The organism is Mucilaginibacter sp., assembly GCF_039935595.1.
In the GTDB taxonomy this organism is placed as follows: Bacteria; Bacteroidota; Bacteroidia; order Sphingobacteriales; family Sphingobacteriaceae; genus Mucilaginibacter.
Genome location: NZ_JBDTJZ010000030.1, coordinates 1 through 18,091, shown reverse-complemented (window position 1 = coordinate 18,091; position 18,091 = coordinate 1). Strand labels below are relative to the sequence as shown.

Annotated in this window: 15 protein-coding genes; 8 read left to right on the top strand and 7 right to left on the bottom strand. The window is 39.4% G+C overall.

Annotated features, from left to right (window positions below; translation table 11 throughout):
* On the bottom strand, positions 1–955 hold a 955-nt coding region (locus ABI367_RS01760; protein WP_462229327.1), incomplete at its 3' end, for an aminotransferase class I/II-fold pyridoxal phosphate-dependent enzyme.
* A gap of 359 nt (positions 956–1,314) precedes the next feature.
* Between ABI367_RS01760 and ABI367_RS01755 the strand changes: the two genes are divergently transcribed.
* The 3 genes from ABI367_RS01755 to ABI367_RS01745 are packed head-to-tail and all read left to right on the top strand — an operon-like array spanning position 1,315 to position 7,016.
* On the top strand, positions 1,315–2,649 hold the full coding sequence (locus ABI367_RS01755) for a TolC family protein (RefSeq protein WP_462229325.1): 1,335 nt from the start codon (positions 1,315–1,317) through the stop codon (positions 2,647–2,649).
* Between the two features lie 14 nt (positions 2,650–2,663).
* Positions 2,664–3,809 carry an efflux RND transporter periplasmic adaptor subunit gene (locus ABI367_RS01750; RefSeq protein WP_462229323.1) on the top strand — a complete coding sequence of 382 codons (1,146 nt, stop codon included), beginning with the start codon at positions 2,664–2,666 and terminating at the stop codon, positions 3,807–3,809.
* A gap of 27 nt (positions 3,810–3,836) precedes the next feature.
* Positions 3,837–7,016, top strand: a complete 3,180-nt coding sequence (locus ABI367_RS01745; protein WP_462229321.1) for an efflux RND transporter permease subunit — start codon at positions 3,837–3,839, stop codon at positions 7,014–7,016.
* 63 nt (positions 7,017–7,079) lie between these two features.
* Here the strand turns inward: ABI367_RS01745 and ABI367_RS01740 are convergent, their stop codons facing one another.
* Positions 7,080–7,625: a hypothetical protein gene (locus ABI367_RS01740; protein WP_462258001.1), complete on the bottom strand. Its 546-nt coding sequence runs from the start codon at positions 7,623–7,625 to the stop codon at positions 7,080–7,082.
* Between the two features lie 397 nt (positions 7,626–8,022).
* On the opposite strand from ABI367_RS01740, the gene ABI367_RS01735 reads away from it, so the two are divergent.
* The 3 genes from ABI367_RS01735 to ABI367_RS01725 all read left to right on the top strand — a co-directional run bounded on the left by ABI367_RS01735 (position 8,023) and on the right by ABI367_RS01725 (position 9,735).
* A complete protein-coding gene (locus ABI367_RS01735; RefSeq protein WP_462229317.1) occupies positions 8,023–8,460 on the top strand; it encodes a QcrA and Rieske domain-containing protein in 438 nt (145 codons plus the stop codon).
* A gap of 71 nt (positions 8,461–8,531) precedes the next feature.
* Positions 8,532–9,152 (top strand): hypothetical protein, encoded by a 621-nt coding sequence (locus ABI367_RS01730; protein ID WP_462229315.1) that lies wholly within the window; start codon positions 8,532–8,534, stop codon positions 9,150–9,152.
* A gap of 133 nt (positions 9,153–9,285) precedes the next feature.
* Positions 9,286–9,735, top strand: coding sequence for a KTSC domain-containing protein (locus ABI367_RS01725; protein WP_462229313.1), 450 nt, complete (start codon positions 9,286–9,288; stop codon positions 9,733–9,735).
* Between the two features lies 1 nt (position 9,736).
* Here the strand turns inward: ABI367_RS01725 and ABI367_RS01720 are convergent, their stop codons facing one another.
* From ABI367_RS01720 to ABI367_RS01700, 5 genes are all read right to left on the bottom strand, one after another.
* Positions 9,737–10,819 (bottom strand): PAS domain-containing sensor histidine kinase, encoded by a 1,083-nt coding sequence (locus ABI367_RS01720; RefSeq protein ID WP_462229311.1) that lies wholly within the window; start codon positions 10,817–10,819, stop codon positions 9,737–9,739.
* A gap of 63 nt (positions 10,820–10,882) precedes the next feature.
* Positions 10,883–12,790 carry a DUF294 nucleotidyltransferase-like domain-containing protein gene (locus tag ABI367_RS01715; protein WP_462229309.1) on the bottom strand — a complete coding sequence of 636 codons (1,908 nt, stop codon included), beginning with the start codon at positions 12,788–12,790 and terminating at the stop codon, positions 10,883–10,885.
* On the bottom strand, positions 12,787–13,491 hold the full coding sequence (locus ABI367_RS01710; protein WP_462229307.1) for a 3'-5' exonuclease: 705 nt from the start codon (positions 13,489–13,491) through the stop codon (positions 12,787–12,789). The genes ABI367_RS01715 and ABI367_RS01710 overlap by 4 nt, the downstream gene beginning before the upstream one ends.
* Before the next feature lie 184 nt (positions 13,492–13,675).
* On the bottom strand, positions 13,676–15,013 hold the full coding sequence (locus ABI367_RS01705; protein WP_462229305.1) for a serine hydrolase domain-containing protein: 1,338 nt from the start codon (positions 15,011–15,013) through the stop codon (positions 13,676–13,678).
* A 191-nt stretch (positions 15,014–15,204) separates the two neighbouring features.
* The gene (locus tag ABI367_RS01700; protein ID WP_462229303.1) at positions 15,205–16,398 is read right to left on the bottom strand and encodes a pyridoxal phosphate-dependent aminotransferase; all 1,194 of its coding nucleotides are present in this window, start codon (positions 16,396–16,398) and stop codon (positions 15,205–15,207) included.
* 152 nt (positions 16,399–16,550) lie between these two features.
* Between ABI367_RS01700 and ABI367_RS01695 the strand changes: the two genes are divergently transcribed.
* Both ABI367_RS01695 and ABI367_RS01690 read left to right on the top strand, forming a co-directional pair.
* Positions 16,551–17,522, top strand: a complete 972-nt coding sequence (locus tag ABI367_RS01695; RefSeq protein ID WP_462229301.1) for a cation diffusion facilitator family transporter — start codon at positions 16,551–16,553, stop codon at positions 17,520–17,522.
* A complete protein-coding gene (locus ABI367_RS01690; protein WP_462229298.1) occupies positions 17,522–17,962 on the top strand; it encodes an NUDIX hydrolase in 441 nt (146 codons plus the stop codon). The genes ABI367_RS01695 and ABI367_RS01690 overlap by 1 nt, the downstream gene beginning before the upstream one ends.
* Positions 17,963–18,091 lie beyond the last annotated feature (129 nt).

Sequence of the window (18,091 nt, the reverse complement as noted above, 5' to 3'; positions counted from 1 at the left end):
CAAGGTCAAAACCTTCATCCAGTAAAAGTTTCATGGCATAATTAGTATTATCCCAAAGTTTTTGGATGCGCTCAGGCTCTGATTCAATAATATCTAAAGCGGCAATTACGCTGGCTACAGAGCCGGGCGTCATACTGGCGCTAAACATTAATGAGCGTGCGCGGTGTTTTAAATAATCAATAGTTTCGTGGTCGGCAGCTATAAAGCCACCTAATGATGCTAATGATTTACTGAAGGTGCCCATTATAAGGTCAACATCATCAGTAAGGCCAAAATGCGAAGCGGTACCGGCACCTTTATGGCCAATAACCCCTAAGCTATGCGCGTCATCTACCATAATGTTGGCGCCAAACTGATCAGCTATCTGTACTATTTCGGGCAATTTAACAATATCGCCTTCCATGCTGAAGATACCATCAACAGCAATAACTTTTACAGCCTCTTCCGGAAGAATACTTAGCTTACGCTTAAGGTCTTCCATATCATTATGTGCGTATTTAATAACTTTTGAAAACGAAAGACGGCTGCCATCAATTAATGAAGCGTGATCATATTCGTCTAATATTAAATAATCATTACGTCCGGTTATGCTTGATAGCACACCTAAATTAACCTGGAAACCTGTGCTAAATAATACAGCAGCCTCTTTACCTACGTAAGTGGCCAGCCTGTCTTCTAATTCAATATGTATATCAAGCGTACCATTTAAAAATCGTGACCCTGCACAACCCGTTCCATACTTATCAATTGCTTTTTTTGATGCTTCTTTGATCTTAGGGTGATTTGTTAGACCCAGGTATGAGTTTGACCCAAACATTAACACTCTTTTATTGTCTATAATAACTTCAGTGTCCTGTCCAGACTCAATGGGCCTGAAATAAGGATATAATCCTTTTTCCCTGATCGCTGCGGCATCTTTAAATTGCGCAATCTTATCATGTAGTCTTTTAACCATGTATTAACCCTGCTTAAATTTTTTGTAAAAATACCACGAATAAGCTTATAACCTATATTTAGTATGTAATTTTTTTTAACATTACTTTTTTTACAAAGTAAAAAGTTCCTTCTCAGTCGGCAAATTAATTAAATTTTTTATTTATTTATGATTACTATTTTTCATTTTTTTAAATAGTGCCATAAAAAAGTGGCTTAATATATGATTTATGTAGTATTTACGTAAAAATTTTATTCTTGATTTTTTATTCCTTATACATTGTCTCATCTTCGCATTTTCCTAATCAGCTAATACTATTTACAACAATTTCAACATTGCTGTTAAAAAAATCACCCGGTCTCAGGATCAATTTCTATCGTATGAAAAAAATACACTTATTGTTAATAATTATTTTAACATCATTTTCACCTTTCACCTTACTCGCACAGCATAATAATGATACCATTCAAGGTAACGTAACCCTGCAGCAATGTGTAGTTTACGCTTTACGTAATCAACCGGCGGTACGGCAGGCCGCTATTGACGAGGAAATAAATGAAAAAGATATACGTATTGGTTTAGCGGGCTGGCTGCCGCAAATCAATTCGTCGGGCTCATACCAGCATTATTTTAAAGGCAGCCCTGTAAACTCGACAGGTAGTGCCGCCCTGCCCGCCGGTACGCCCAATAACGAATTTTCAAGCCTGGGCCTGCAGGCCAGCCAGGTTATATATAATAATGATGTTTTGCTGGCTGCTAAAACGGCCAACTACTCACGTTTATATTATAAAGAAAACGCCGTTAGCAGCCAGATAAATGTAGTGTCGGACGTTAGCAAGGCATTTTTTGATGTGTTGTTATCGCAAAGGCAGTTGAATATTATTAATGAAGATATTACCCGCCTGCAACGCAGCCTGAAGGATGCGTACAGCAGGTACCAGGCTGGTGTGGTTGATAAAATAGATTACAAACAGGCCACCATAGCTTTAAATAATGCTATAGCCAACCGCAAACAAACCAGCGAAGCTATAAATGGAAAATTGGCTTATCTTAAACAAATAATGGGCGTTAACCCGGCTAACCCCATAACACTTGATTATGATTCTACCCGGTATGAAAAGGAGGCTTTTATTGATACCAACCAGCGGCTTGATGTAAATAACCGTATTGAATTTCAATTATTGCAAACGCAAAAAAACCTGAAAAACTTAAATGTTAATTATTATAAATATAGTTATTTGCCTTCGCTGTCGGCCATTGGGAGTTACAACCTAATTTATTTAAACAACAACTTGTCAAATTTGTACAGCCGTTCCTTTCCAAGTGCATACGCAGGCCTAACATTGGCTTTACCTATATTTCAGGGAACCAAACGTTTGCAAAATTTAAGTAAGGCGCGTTTGCAGGTTGAGCGTGCCGATCTGGATATTGAAAACTCAACCAATACCATAACCACTCAGTATACACAGGCATTGGCCAGTTATAAAAGTAATTATACCAACTGGCAAATGCTTAAGCAGAATGTTGATTTGGCAAAAGATGTATATAATGTAGTAAGCCTGCAATACCGAGAGGGTGTAAAAACCTATCTTGATGTAATTGTAGCACAATCAGATCTGCGAACTTCCGAACTAAATTATTATAATGCTTTGTTCCAGGTACTGTCAAGCAAAATAGACCTGCAAAAAGCATTGGGTACACTTACCGTACAATAACTATTAACATCAAAATGAAAATCACATCAATGAAAAACAATTATATATTTTGGACGGCCCCTGTTATATTATTAGCGTCGGCCTGTGGTAATAATAAACAAACTGCCCCTGTTGTAGCGCCAACACCTGTAAACGTAGTGGAAGCAAAAAAAGCCGCAGCAACTTATTATGATAACTACCAGGGTACGGTGGTTGCCTTAAATACGGTTGAACTGCGCAGCCAGGTGAGCGGTTTTATAACCGGCATTTTTTTTAAAGAAGGCGAAGTAGTACAAAAAGGGAAACCGCTGTATGAAATTGATCGCCGTAAATATATGGATGCCTACCAACAGGCACAGGCTAATTTATTAAGTGCGGAAGCTAATCTTACCAAAGCCCAAAAGGATGTGGACAGGTATAACATGTTGTTAAAAAATGACGCAATTGCGCGCCAAACAGTTGATCAGGCAACCGCCGCTTACGAAACCAGCAAGAGCCAGGTTGCTGTTGCCAAAGCGGCTGTGTCATCAGCAAAAACAGATCTTTCGTATGCTACTATTAGCGCACCTTTTACAGGGCGCATAGGCATTTCGCAGGTAAAATTGGGGGCGCAAATTACGCCGGGCAGCACTTTGTTAAATACCATATCAAGCGAAAACCCAATAGCGGTGGATGTAGTGATCAATGAGCAGGATATTAACCGTTTTTATAAACTGCAGCAACGCAGTACAGATACAACGTTTAAACTGCAACTATCTGACGGGGTAACTACTTATAATAAACCCGGAAAAATTTTAGCTATAGACCGTGGCGTGAACAACCAAACCGGTACCATTAAAGTAAGGGTAAAGTTTGATAATGATCAGGATATACTTAAGGATGGTATGAGCTGTGTATTAAAGGTGTTGAATAATGAATCGGGCGTACAGGTGCAAATACCATACAAAGCGGTAACCGAGCAAATGGGCGAGTTTTTTGTATTTGTTGCCCAGGATACCGTTGCCCGCCAGCTAAAAGTAACCTTAGGGCATAGGGTAGGGTTTGACGTAGTTATAATGAATGGCATCAATGCCGGAGATAAAGTGATAACCGAGGGATTCCAGCGCTTGCAGGATGGCGGTAAAATTACCTTAGGTGGTGCTGCACCTGCAGCCACACAAAAAGCACAGCAGGCAAAATAGAGGTTTATAAAAAAATAAAAAGAAAGAATGATTGCAGATACCTTTATACGAAGACCTGTTACCGCCATTGTAATATCATTGGTAATAGTTATTGTAGGTATTTTAGCCATTGGCAGTTTAGCCATAGGCCAATACCCCGAAATTACCCCGCCAACCGTAAACATAAGCGGCAGTTATATTGGCGCGGATGCCTTAACCGTTGAACAAACTGTGGCCACGCCTGTAGAAGTACAGGTAAACGGTGTGCCCGGCATGACCTATTTGCAAAGTAACAGCACCAGCAACGGCGCCGTGAGCATGACCGTTAACTTTGAAGTAGGAACGGATATTAATATCGCCGCGCTTGATGTACAAAACCGGGTAGGCATAGCCACACCAACGCTACCACAGGAAGTTCAGCGTTTGGGCTTAACCGTACGTAAACGTAACCCTAGTATATTAATGCTGGTGGCTTTATATGCGCCTAAAGGATCGCATGATGTTACGTTTTTAGATAACTATGCTAATATTTTTGTCCGCGATGCATTATTGCGCTCAAAAGGGGTGGGCGATGTGTTTACCCGTGCTGATGATTTTAGTATGCGTATATGGTTAAAGCCCGATAAACTGGCGGCATTAGGCATAACCGCAGGTGATATCACCGCGGCCTTACAGGAGCAAAATGCGCAGGTATCTGCAGGTACAGTAGGCTCAACACCGCAAGAGAATGGGCAGCCGTTTGAATACACGGTATTGGTAAAGGGCAGGTTAACCAATAAAAGTGAGTTTGAGAATATTATAGTACGCACCCAGCCAAACAACGGTGCTGTAGTGCATTTAAAAGATGTTGCACGGGTTGAGTTGGGTAAATTTAATTACGCGGGTAACTCGTATGTTGATGGTAAGCGTGCATCGTACCTGCTGGTTTACCAGGCACCAAACAGTAATGCTATTGAAACAGCAGATAATGTTTATGCCACCATGGAGCAGCTTAAAAAAAGTTTTCCGGTTGATGTGAATTATGTAGTGCCATTTGAAGCGGTAACCGTAGTAAAAGTATCTGTTCATGAGGTAGTAGAAACGTTACTTATAGCACTGCTATTGGTTATTGTTGTGGTGTATTTGTTTTTACAAAGCTGGCGCACTACGCTAATACCGGTATTAGCTATACCTGTATCTATTATTGGTACGTTCATTTTCTTTATCCCGCTGCATTTTACTATTAATACACTCACCTTGTTCGGTTTTGTACTGGCCATTGGTATTGTGGTTGATGATGCTATTGTGGTGGTTGAGGCCGTGCAGCATTATATGGACGAGAAAAATATGTCGCCGCGCGAAGCTACTGAACATGCCATGCGCGATATATCTGCTCCGGTAATAGCTATTGCGTTAATATTAGCCGCAGTGTTTGTGCCGGTAGGGTTTGTGCCGGGCATTGTGGGCAGGTTATACCAGCAATTTGCTATTACCATAGCTATATCGGTGCTAATATCAGCGTTTGTGGCCCTGTCATTAACGCCCGCTCTTTGTATATTAATATTAAAGCCGCATAAGCTTGACGATAAATCAAAAGGGCTTGATAAGTTCTTCTATAAGTTTAATACCTGGTTTGAGCGTGTTACCGGTAAATACCGTAACGGGGTGCATCGGGGTATAAAAAACTCCAAATTTGTGGTTATTATACTGGTATGTATTGTAATTGGTACCATATTGTTATTTGAAAAGAAGCCTACTGGTTTTATACCTACAGAGGATGACGGGCGTATATATATCACGTATGATCTGCCCGAAGCCGCCTCAACACAACGTACCGTTGCGGTTTTGCATGAGATGATGAAAACGCTTGACAGTATACCCGAAATAGGGCACTATGCTGCTTTGGGTGGATTGAATGTGGTAAACTTCGCCACCAAATCAAACAGCGCCACCATATTTGTGCAGCTTAAACCCTGGGATGAGCGTAAAAATAAAGAGCAACAGTTATTTGGTTTAATACCACGGCTTCAGCAAAAACTGGCAAAGTTTAAGGAGGCCAACTTAACCATTATACCCCCGCCTGCAATACCGGGGTTAGGTAGCACAGCGGGTTTCTCATTTATATTAGAAGAAAAACAAGCCGGTGGGGATATTAAAAACTTTGAAAGCGTATTGAATAATTTTGTAAAAGAGGTAAATAAACGGCCGGAGATAGCCAAAGCGTTCTCCTTCTTTACAGCGCGTACACCTGCTTACCAGTTAACTATTGACAGGGAAAAAGCTAAACGGATGGGGGTGCAGTTATCAGATATTAATAACGCGTTGCAGGTTTATATGGGTAGCTCGTACGTAAATGACCTTACTTTATATGGCCGTACCTTTAGGGTAGTTGAGCAGGCTGATACTAATTACCGAACCAATATCCAAAACATAGGGCAGTATTTTGTGCGCAACCAGGCCGGTACCATGGTGCCGTTAAGTACGGTTACCAGCTATAAGGTTATTGAAAATGCGCCGTTAATTTCGCACTTTAACCTGTTCCGCTCCGCGGAGGTAGATGGGAACCCCAAACCAGGGTACAGTAGCGGCGATGCGTTGAACGCGTTAGAGGAAGTAGCAGCCAAAACCTTACCACAGGGCTATGGCTATGAATTTGCCGGTCTTAGTCGCGAAGAAAAGTTATCAGGGTCAAAAACGGTATACATATTCGCTTTATCTATAGGCTTTGTGTTTTTGTTCCTTGCTGCCTTGTACGAAAGCTGGTCGGTGCCATTTTCAGTGTTATTCGCTGTACCGCTGGGTGCCTTTGGTGCTATTTTGTTCCTCACCTTTAATTCAGGTTTAGATAATAACGTTTACGCGCAAATTGGTTTAATAACGCTTATAGGACTGGCGGCCAAAAATGCCATCCTGATAGTAGAGTTTGCCAAAGAACGGGTAGATAGGGGTATGGAGTTGGAAAAAGCTACCCTTGAAGCAGTGCGCCTTCGTTTACGGCCTATCATCATGACCTCAATGGCATTTATATTGGGTGTATTGCCGTTGGTATTTGCGTCGGGTGCTGGTGCTCAGGCCCGTAAAACCATAGGGTGGACAGTGTTTGGCGGCATGTTGGCGGCTACATCGCTGGCTATATTTATAGTGCCGGTATTGTACTTCTTAATAACCCGTTTTGCCTATGGAAAAAAGAAACTGGCTGAACTGGAGAAAAACTTTAAACCCGACCCGGATCACGATCCGCAGGTTTAAATATAAATAACAAACCCCTATTTGCAATTGCAAATAGGGGTTTGTTATTTTAAGTAAGTTTAGTTACAACTGAAAGCCGTAAGCTATACGCAACCCAACCAAACCGTAGTTGTTGCTTTGACCAGCAAAGTTTTCATATCTGGCTGCTATGTCCCAGCTTTTATTGGCCCAGCCTAAACCCGGCGAAGCAATAAATTTAGTATTACCACCGGTGGCAGTTTCAAAACCGGCACCTACTTCGGCACCAAAATAAAGGTTTGAAGCAAAAAACGCTTTAATACCTGCTTTTAATGGAACAATACCATTATCGCTATACTTTAGCGTTGACGAACCTGGAAGATGCTTACCAAACATATTGTAATAACCTGAAGTAAGTGTTAATGCCAGATCATTGGTTAAACCATATTGTAAGCGTGCAGTACCGCCTAATTCAAAATTTGAAAAGTTACTTGCGTTACCGGTAGGTAGGCCGGTTTCTAAACCTATCCCAAAACGGAAAGCGTTTGAAGGGGTAGTTTGCGCATGTACATTGGTTCCGATTAATAGCGCTACGCCAGTTAATGCTGCGGCTGCTAATTTTTTGAAATTTTTCATTGTTGTAGTTTTCATTATGTGTAAATACTATGAATAATATTACTGGCATGTAAACAAATACTTTGCCAATAAGCCATTTTGGTAATTATTTAACATTTCAAGCCACCGGTCAAAGCGATATATTTGTGGTTTATTAACAAATGTTAATATGTATCGGGTTGATTATGAGTTGATATTTTGATCTGTTTTCAAGAGTGGGTTTGCACGTGCGTTTAAGTAAAATTACTTTGAAATGGAACTTTTAACACTGCCATTTATTCGTAATAAATGGATAAAGTGTCTGGTTTTATGTCAAAAAGTGACTGTTTAAATGACAGTGATCATACTACCAAGTGTAGGGGGTATTTATCTGCATAAAAAGCAACCACAAACGTAACAACCACGTATTGTAAATAACAATCAATTTTACAATATGGAAAGAGACGAGTTTTTATCTAAATTAAGTTTGGGCGTATTACTGGCTTGTACAGGTTGTGGCCTGGTATCCTGCTCAAAAAAAGGAGATCCTTCTCCAGCAAATTCAAATACACCTACGCCGGGTAGCGGTACCGTATTTACTGCCGATTTAAGCACTACTTTATTAAACATTGGCGATACCAAGGTAGCGAACGGTGTTATACTGGCCCGTATTGCCGCCGGAAATACAGCTGCATCATTTACGGCTGTACAGGTTGCCTGTACCCATGAGGGTACTGCAATTAATTATAATCAAAACCAGGGTATATTTATTTGCCCGTTACACGGTAGTGAGTTTAGCACAACTGGCCAGGTTATAATGGGCCCGGCTGCAGCTGCATTGCAGAGGTTTACAGTGTCAGTAAATGGTTCAATTGCAACGGTAACTGCCTGATTATTGTAGTTAAGTACACTGTACTAAAACAAATAAAACGGTTAGCTGTCTTTGTAGTTTAATTGTTAGCTATGAGGATACTATTAACCGGTTTGCTTATATTATGTGTGTTTGATTTGTTTGCCCAGGGTATATCCAAAACCGTAAGCAAAATTAGCCTAATGGAAAAAATAGCTAACAAGGATACTGTAATTGAGAAAGATACATCAAAAGAAAACCAAGAACCCCGGTATTTTTACATAACTACAGGTGCCAATTTTTTTGTGAGCGCAAAAGGAGGGGTGGCCGAAAGGTTTATTCCCTCTATAGAAGTAGGAAAAACGTATGGTATATTTGATATAGGGGTGGCAAGCGGACAATTTAGCACAACAAGAACAGATACTACCCATTTTTTTGAGTTTAGGCCGACCATAAATATTTTTTCGAAGGGCCGCTTTTCTGAGGGGTTGTGTTTGGGTGTAGGTTATGTGGCAGGAGCTAAACAGGCATTAGTTACCGAAATTTGTAACAGTATTAATTTTAATATATCCGAAAAGCTGGAGGTGGCCATATTACAGGGCTTTTATTATTTTGATGGCACCAATAGCAGCCGCAACATGCAATATATGGGGCTCAACCTTACCTATAACTTATTAAAAAAGCATAGTGTTAATTTAAGACGTAAAAAGGAAGCTATTATAAGTGATAAATAACAAACTAAACTGATAAACAGCTTTATAAGCCCATTTTTATGAGCCCGGTTATTATTGGGCAAATTAAACCGTACCTTTGCAAAATTATTTTTGGAAACATCCTACTTGATTCAACTATAATAATACAGATAATATGAAAAAGATAGTTGATTACAGGAAGCTTTTAGGTGTTGCAGAAAATGCAGAATTGCAGGAGTTAAAATCAGTTTACCGCGGTTTAATGAAAACCTGGCACCCAGATAAGTTTCAGGATAGCGCAGAAAGTAAATTAGAGGCCGAAGAAAAAAGCAAGACCATTATTGAGGCGTACCATTTTTTGGTAAGCATTGCGCCCGAAACCCGCGATCAAACATTTGGCGACTATACACTTACCACAACCACCTCAAATATTGCTGATTTTGAATACCGGTCGCAGGTGCTTAAAGTATCATTTTTAGATGGCAATGAGTATGAATATTTTGATGTACCTAAAGCGGTATATACTAAATTGATCAATTCAGATTCGCCCGGCAGGTTTGCACGCCGGCATATTTATAATGAATATGTTTACCGTAGTGTAAGTAAATTAGTAGCTATTACTTAGGCTAATTTAGGAAAGTAATAATAAACTTAGCACCCTCATTGGGTTTGCTTTCTATAGTTATAGTTCCGCCCAAATTGGTAATATGATTGTAAACCAGGTACAGGCCAATCCCCTTACCATCGGCATGGTCATGAAACCTTTGCCTGAATCCGAATACCTTATCTTTTACTTTATCCATATCAAAACCAAGCCCATTATCTAAAAATATCACCTGCGTAGTGTTATCGACCAGTTTACTATAAACTGATATAACTGGAGGCTGCTCCGGTCTCGCATATTTGATAGAATTAGTGATCAGGTTTAAAAATGTGCTTTCTAAGTAAGCTTTATTGAATTTTACATACCCTATTTCACTAAAATCAATATTTATCGTTGTATTTGAGTTGTGTATAAGGGCTTTTAATGATTGCTTTATGGTATGTATACATTCGTTTAAGTTTACCTGCTCAACATGAATGTGAAGGCTGTCGCGTTGGGTTAAATTATCAATATAAGTACTAAGGCTTTGCTTCAGGCTTTCGGTAGCTGTTTTAAACATTTCAATAAAGTTTAAAAATTCGGTATCCTGTATTTTATCTAGATCAAGCAAATTAAAAACCGAAAGCAGATTGTTTACAGGCGCCCGCAAATCATGCGATGTAGTATAATTTAGCTGTTTAAGATCGTTATTGATCTCCGTTAATTTGGTAAGCAACTCGTTCCTGTTTTGCTCCTGTTTCTTTTTATGGGTGATGTTTTTAGCTATAGCATATACTGCTTTTTCATTATCGTCAGGCATTGATGTCCATGCCAGCCATACCACATCGCCTGTTTTGGTTATATAACGGTTCTCGAAATTTAAAAGCGGGATAGTGTTTTTTAAATTATCCCTGTTTCTCTGTGTTATTTCCTGGTCTTCGGGATGTATAAAGTCATTAATTGGCCTGGCAAAAAGTTCATCATTTGTATATCCCAATACTTTAGATACCGCCGGGTTTATCCGTTTAAAATACCCGTCATAACCGGCGATGCAAAACAAGTCTGCCGAAAACTCGAAGAAAAGATCGAGATTAAAATTTGTTTTATCAGTTAATTTAGATGGCATATAGTAGCAGTACAATTAAAGTTACTCAAAATTGTTTTGTTGAAATGCAATTATTAAGAATTTTTAACTGAGTAAACTATTGGTAAATTCAAGCTTAATTTTCGATTGGAAATTTTTGATCACTTTAAATACTTCTTTAAGCGTAACGCGTTCAATTTTACTAAGGGCAGAAATGTCCATATAATTATCGGGGTCGGTACGGTCCTGCATTAATTGTATACTTTGCTTTTTAAGGCGAATGTTCATTAAAAAATAATAAGCCTGATTTAACTCGTAATACTGGGCTTCGGTAAACACCCCTTTTTCTTTTAAAATTTTCATCCTGTCGCCTGTGTTTTGTTCAAAAATGAGGTATTTAAGCGCGTAAACCCGTACCAGATCAACAATAGGGGTCATGGCCTTTTTAATATCAAAAACTTCTTTTTCATCCTTTGTAAATGTGCGTATGGAGTTAAAAAAAGTTAAAGGAGGTTCGTACTGCAGTGCATTAATAGTCATGTTGTAAAATAACTTATCCTGCGGTTTTTGCAGCATCTCGTTTAAAAAATCATGCAGCTCATCCATAATACTTTCGTCGCCATAAATAGTACGGCAATCAAAAAATGTAGAGAAATTGATAACTGTTTCGGGTAATGATTCATCCATCCAATGCTCGTAATTTCTTTTCCAATGCGATAACGAATGTGTCCATTTTGGGTTTTGTGCCATATAGCCGCCGGTGCAAAAAACAAAGCCTATCTCGTTCAACCTTTCCGAAACCTGGGTTGCAAAATTTAAAAAGTATTCTCTTACTTCCTCCCGGTGTTCATTAGCTTTATCTTCATAAATAATAGCGTTATCCTGATCGGTTTTAAAAGTTTGCTCTTTGCGGCCCTCGCTGCCCAATACGATAAATACAAATTTTGCAGGCGGTTGACCTAATAGTTCAATAGCCTGTTCAATAACCTTTAACGCAATTGTATCGGCAATAGTTGTGATAACGCGGTTAGCAATATGCGCATGCACGCCTCTTTGCAATAATTGGTTCACAAAAGCCGGCACAGCTTCCCATTTTTTCTTTAACTCCTGCGCAGATACTGCCGATTTAACTGATTGTATAAAAATCAGCGGCGACTGTGCCTGCTCGCTTAATAATTTATTCCTGCTTAAAAAACCAATATAATCATCCCCCTTTTTTACCAGCAGGTAACGGGTTTTGGTTTGAAACATCATCAGTATGGCCTCGTACATATAAGCTGATACATCAACACTTACCACCGGCGATTCCATTACCGTGCTTACAGCTTCCTGCGGGTTTATCTGTAAGCCAATAACTTTATCGCGTAAAGTTATATCAGTTACATAGCCCATCATTTTACCGTTTTCATCGGTAACAAACAGACAGCTTACTTTATGCGTGGCCATAGTTTGTGCCACTTTATAAATGGACGTAGTGCCCGGGCATGATACGATAGCCCGTTGTTCAACACTTTCTATTTTGCGCGAGTATAGCTGGTCGGCAGCCATATAGCTTTCCTCAAATGTGGCCGGCTTTTTAAAAAAATGCACAAACTCCTCGTTTTGCATCCGTTTGCCAAACTCTGAGCTGAAATGCTGAAAAAAGTTTTCGTAAGTTTTACAAAGCAGCCTAAAATCCTTTCGGTGCAGAAAATAGATAACAGTACCCTTTGCTGCAATTACGGTACGTAATGATTGGCGCCTGTTCAACAAAACGGAAACGCCTCCGTAGCAAAAGCCGGGACCGTGTATCTCAATTAATCGCTTATTTTGTGCATTATCGTAAAAAAAGGACTCGTAGTGACCTTTGAAAATAATGTCAACACCTTTTAGTTTGGTAACCTCTTGCTGGTAAATAATCTTGTCGGCATCATAACTAACCTTGTGTAGTTGTTCGGCTACACCCTTTAACACATCCTCGGGTAATAAATTAAAGGGTGCTACAGTTTTCAGAAATTCCAGTCGATCTTTCATAAAATGCAATAAATTATTACACAAATTATAACCACTAATATTACCGGCAGCAGCCAGTTTTTTTGTTTAACTATGGGCCTGCGCCAATTGTACGATTGTTTATTTTGCCGCTCAATAATTTTAGCGGTTATTTCTCCGCGGTCAGTCAACTCAAAAAAGCAATCGGCTGCCGAGTGGGCGTCATACAAGGCATTGTGCGGTTTAACAGGATCTTTATAAAATAACAGGTTATATAGTTCGTCCAGCTTTAACTGCCGTTTCCTGTAATTTTGCGCAATATCGTCGCTGGTTATCATGGTGCAAAACATGGGGGTATCGTCAAAATTAAAGCTCATACCTGCCCTGTAAAGTTCGACCGCCAAAACATGATAATCCAGTTTAACAAAGTGACCAATCAGCAGCGGTTTAAATTTATCCATATCGGCTATAAACAGTTGTAAAACGGTATCTATTTGTTCGCCGTGTTGCTGTAAAAATGATTTAGTGATACCGTGAACCTTTAATGCACCGTCGCTTATTTCTACGTCATTATCAACACGTATATAATGATCTTCGCGCTTTATTTCCGTGCGATCTTTATTATAAATCACCCATGATATTTGCAGTGCGTGCGGCCAGTTGCCGGGGCTATCAAATGGCAGCGTCCAGTTTTTAGGCAGGTCGGTTGCTTCGGTATCAATAAATAATAAATAGTCGCTCACTAAACAAATTTATAAAATATGGCTAAGTCGTCTAATGTTTGTCTGTCTACATCAAAGTTCATAAGGAATGCTTTAATAATGGCTTAAAACTAAAGTTTTTGTTGGGATATCGTAGTTAATCAGTACTAAAAATATACAATAAAAATAAATCAGATATCAATTTCGAACTTGCAATCTGCTTCGGCTACTCGATTTTAGTAAAAAGATTAGTAGTACCTCCCTGAATTAAAGAGAAACTATTTTTTGCTGTGTCAAACTGCAAGGTAATATCATAAACAGAATAAGTAAATTTATCGGCACCTTTAGCTTCTAAAGGTATTGCTCTTGGAAACGTTCCCGGACCAGCTGCCTGGGCGTAAAGAGTCTTATTTTTTTCAGTTATGGCAATATTTATGGGTATTTGGGTGCTGGAATATTTACCGATATATTTATTGAGGTCTGTGGCGTTTAAGGTGATCCCTTTAAATTCAGGGATTGTAAATGGCCTGTTAAAATAAATGCTTAATGCACCTTTGACCACATCAAACGTTGAATATCTCGCCCCATTGGAAGTATAAGCTATCGCTACCTTCTCTTGCGGAAAATAAATAAGTAAACTTGAAAATCCATCCATTTCTCCACTGTGTCCATAACCATATTTATCATAAAATGGAATGATAAACATGGCCATACCATAGTTGTCTTTCATTGTTTTCATCCGCTCTAAATTAGCCGGGCTAATGAGTTTTCCTGCAAAAAGAGCATTTATAAATTTAACCAGATCAGCGGGTGTGGAAACAACAGCTCCAGCGCCAGCCGGAATACTCAAATCAGCTTCTGGCACTTGTGTCCACTGTATTGCGTAATCATAGGAGTAAGATTCGTTTTTGGCTGGGTTGGCTTTAGTTCCGTAATAAGTGTCTGCAAGGCCTATTTTTGAAGTAATACGTTTTCTTAATTCTTCAGCATACGTTTTACCAGTCAATCTTTCAATTATATAACCCAGTAGCACGAAATTAGTATTGCTGTATACAGCCTTTGCATCCGGTTCAAAATCGGGTTTCTGTCTTGCAAAAATGGCAATCATTTCAGCTTCTGACTTAGGAGTCGTTGTATAAGAAAGCGAATCGGCTGTAAAGTTATGAAGACCGCTGCGGTGACCCAGCATTTCTCCTATGGTAATCTTCCCGGCATTTGAGATTTGTGGAAAATAATTACCCAGTGGTGTCTGAAGGCTAAGCTTGCCTTCATCTATCAACTGAAAGATCATAGTAGCAGTAAACATCTTACTGATAGAGCCTATCCGATATTTTGTTCCAATGGTCGCCGGTGTTTTTAAACCGTTACCTACCTGGCTATACCCAATGGCGTTTTGATATACCAACATGCCGTTCTTGGCTATGGCGATACTACCCATACTTTGGTCATGCTTGTTCAGTGCTACAAAAAAGCTGTCTAACTTGCCTTTATTAAACGGTTGTGTAAAAGCGGCGCTTTGTAGAATACAAAACAGAAATAAAAAGCAGGCCGTTTTTTGAATCATTGCATTAATGTTTAGAAGATAAAGTTAACATTTCGCGCTTTATAACCTTATAATTTTAAGCCCGCAATGTAATATCAAACTATGTACGCACGATGTTATTTTAAATCTTAAAGCTAAAAAAGAGATACATCATTAAATAAAAAGCCCCTTTGCATTGCAAAGGGGCCAGAGGTTTTTTTATTTGGATAAAATTATTTCAATTTTCCTAAAGCCGATTTAATGCGTTTCATGGCTTCGATCAATTTCTCTTCAGAAGCAGCATACGACATACGGATTGATTTTTTGTCACCAAATGAATCACCACCTACGGTTGAAACGTGGGCTTCTTCCAGTAAGTAAATGCTCAGTTCATCGGCGTCATTAATGGTACGGCCATTATAGCTTTTACCAAAGAAAGAGGTAACATTAGGGAAGAAGTAAAACGCGCCTTCGGGTAGGTTTACTTTAATACCTTCAATATCTTTCATTAAGCCATAAACAAGGTCACGGCGTTTTTTAAATTGCTCGCGCATTTCTAATACGCTCTCTAAACCACCCAGATAAGCAGCTAAACCTGCACGCTGGGTAACTGACGAAGTACCTGAAGTTATTTGTCCCTGTAATTTATCGCAAGCGGCTGCTATTTCTTTATTTGATGCCGAATAACCTAAGCGCCAGCCGGTCATTGCAAATGCTTTTGACCATCCGTTTATAATAATTACACGATCTTTGATGCTATCAAATTGAGCTATTGACTCGTGTTTGTCTACAAAGTTAATATGCTCATATATCTCGTCGCTCAGGATGTAGATGTTGGGGTGTTTTTCAAATACCTTAGCCAGCCCTTCCAATTCGGCTTTGCTGTAAACACTACCGGTAGGGTTACACGGCGATGAAAACATAAACAGTTTGGTTTTAGGCGTAATAGCGGCCTCTAACTGTTCGGGGCTTATCTTAAAGTCCGACTCAACGGTAGTATCAATAAATACGCTTTTTCCTTCGGTTAACTTAACCACTTCCGAGTAGGACACCCAGTAAGGTGTAGGTATGATTACCTCTTCGCCGGGGTTAACCAGACATAGTAAAACGTTAGCAATTGATTGTTTTGCACCGGTAGATACCACGATCTGGCTTGGGTCATAATCTAAGCCATTTTCGTTCTTTAACTTTTCTACAACAGCTTTACGCAATTCAGGGTAGCCGGAAACAGGGGTATAATAAGTAAAGTTATCATCCATCGCCTTCTTAGCCGCTTCCTTAATATGCTTTGGTGTGTTAAAATCGGGCTCGCCAAAGCTTAAATTTATCACATCAATGCCTTTTGCGGCCAATTCACGGCCCATTTTGGCCATTTTAATAGTTGCTGATTCCGACAGGTTGTTTATCCTGTTACTTAATGCGCTCATGTCTGTTTTAAATTGTTAACGAGGGCAAATATAGAAAATAAGCCTTAAGCTAAAGCCATTAAAAGCTACTTTTTGCTTTTACTATTTTGGTTTCAGCTTTCTGCCATAGTTACCATTTGTTATTTATAAATTTGGCCCATATTTAAAGGGTTTTGCAGCAACAAAAAAGAATCATATTAATTTCGCTGGTAACGGGCGTTGTTTTAATGCTTGCCAAATTTGGCGCCTATTTTATAACGTCCTCAACGTTTGTGCTTACAGATGCAGCCGAAAGTATAGTAAATGTAATTGCCAGCTCGTTCGCGTTTTTTAGCATCTATTTAGCCTCGCAACCAAGAGATGAGAACCACCCTTACGGGCACGGAAAAGTTGAGTATTTTTCGGTTTTTATTGAAGGTACCCTAATACTGGTAGCCGGTTTAATTATTATTTTTAAAGCTGGTTACAGTATATTTTATCCGCATGTTATTCACGACCTGTTAACCGGTGCTTTAATAATTGGGATTACCGGTGCTGTTAATGGTGTGTTGGGTTTTTATATGATAAATAAGGGTAAAACGTTGCCATCTATAACTATTGAGGCAGATGGCCGGCATCTTATTACCGATATGGTTACCAGCGGCGGCCTGGTTGTAGGTTTGTTGCTGATACATTTTACAGGTGTGCTGGTATTGGATGGTGTATTATCTATAATTGTAGGATGCTATATAATTTTTACGGGTTATAAACTGGTTCGCAGATCGGTAGGCGGGTTAATGGACGAGGCCGATTTTTTGGTTGTTGCTGATGTTGTTGAAATATTGAACGATAAACGCAAAGAGGAATGGATAGACATTCATAACTTTCGCGCTCAAAAATACGGCAATGAGTTACATATTGATTGCCATGTAACTTTACCTAATTACTTTGATTTGAACAAAGTGCACGAGGAAGTATCAATGATTGATAAACTGATAAACCGTGAAGTAACCAAAACCGAATTATTTATACATGCTGACCCCTGTTTGCCCGACTGCTGTCATTACTGTAGTATGCCAAACTGCCCCATACGCTCCGAGCCTAAAACCGAACATATTGAATGGACGATGGACAGGGTTATCCGAAACAAAAAACACTTTGAATAATGGCTATATTTAATGTACGTGCTTATGGTTTGCTGGTTAATGAGGCTAACCAGCTATTAATTACTGATGAGAAGGAGTATGGCAGGCAGTTTACCAAATTGCCCGGTGGAGGTGTAGAATATGGGGAAGGATTAACCGATTGTTTAAAACGCGAGTTTTTAGAAGAATGTGATGTAGAGATAGAAGTGCTAAATCATTTTTACACTACTGATTTTTTTGTAAAATCTGCCTTCGGCGATGCACAGATAATTAGTGTTTACTACAGGGTTAAAGCAATATCCCCATTAAATTTGAGTATAAAAACCGTTGCTTTTGATTTTGATGGGGAAGGAGAGGTACTACAGGCTTTTCGTTGGGTGGCCCTTACAGACTTACAGCCGGAAGACATGACTTTCCCGATAGACCAGCATGTAGTAAAACTTTTAAAGGAGAATGTATGACTTTAGCAGAACGGGATTTAAAAGTAGTATGGCACCCTTATACCCAAATGAAAACCGCCCTGCCGCCCGTGCCCATTGTAAAAGGCGAAGGCGCTTGCTTATTTGACGAGAACGGTAAAAAGTATATTG

What these genes read in the sequence shown, in the direction of transcription:
- ABI367_RS01730 (WP_462229315.1), top strand. Translation starts at nt 8,532, where the DNA reads ATGAGGATACTATTAACCGGTTTGCTTATATTATGTGTGTTTGATTTG.
- ABI367_RS01705 (WP_462229305.1), bottom strand. Translation starts at nt 15,013, where the DNA reads ATGATTCAAAAAACGGCCTGCTTTTTATTTCTGTTTTGTATTCTACAA.
- ABI367_RS01750 (WP_462229323.1), top strand. Translation starts at nt 2,664, where the DNA reads ATGAAAATCACATCAATGAAAAACAATTATATATTTTGGACGGCCCCT.
- ABI367_RS01700 (WP_462229303.1), bottom strand. Translation starts at nt 16,398, where the DNA reads ATGAGCGCATTAAGTAACAGGATAAACAACCTGTCGGAATCAGCAACT.
- ABI367_RS01715 (WP_462229309.1), bottom strand. Translation starts at nt 12,790, where the DNA reads ATGAAAGATCGACTGGAATTTCTGAAAACTGTAGCACCCTTTAATTTA.
- ABI367_RS01745 (WP_462229321.1), top strand. Translation starts at nt 3,837, where the DNA reads ATGATTGCAGATACCTTTATACGAAGACCTGTTACCGCCATTGTAATA.
- ABI367_RS01720 (WP_462229311.1), bottom strand. Translation starts at nt 10,819, where the DNA reads ATGCCATCTAAATTAACTGATAAAACAAATTTTAATCTCGATCTTTTC.
- ABI367_RS01755 (WP_462229325.1), top strand. Translation starts at nt 1,315, where the DNA reads ATGAAAAAAATACACTTATTGTTAATAATTATTTTAACATCATTTTCA.
- ABI367_RS01725 (WP_462229313.1), top strand. Translation starts at nt 9,286, where the DNA reads ATGAAAAAGATAGTTGATTACAGGAAGCTTTTAGGTGTTGCAGAAAAT.
- ABI367_RS01690 (WP_462229298.1), top strand. Translation starts at nt 17,522, where the DNA reads ATGGCTATATTTAATGTACGTGCTTATGGTTTGCTGGTTAATGAGGCT.
- ABI367_RS01735 (WP_462229317.1), top strand. Translation starts at nt 8,023, where the DNA reads ATGGAAAGAGACGAGTTTTTATCTAAATTAAGTTTGGGCGTATTACTG.
- ABI367_RS01740 (WP_462258001.1), bottom strand. Translation starts at nt 7,625, where the DNA reads ATGAAAACTACAACAATGAAAAATTTCAAAAAATTAGCAGCCGCAGCA.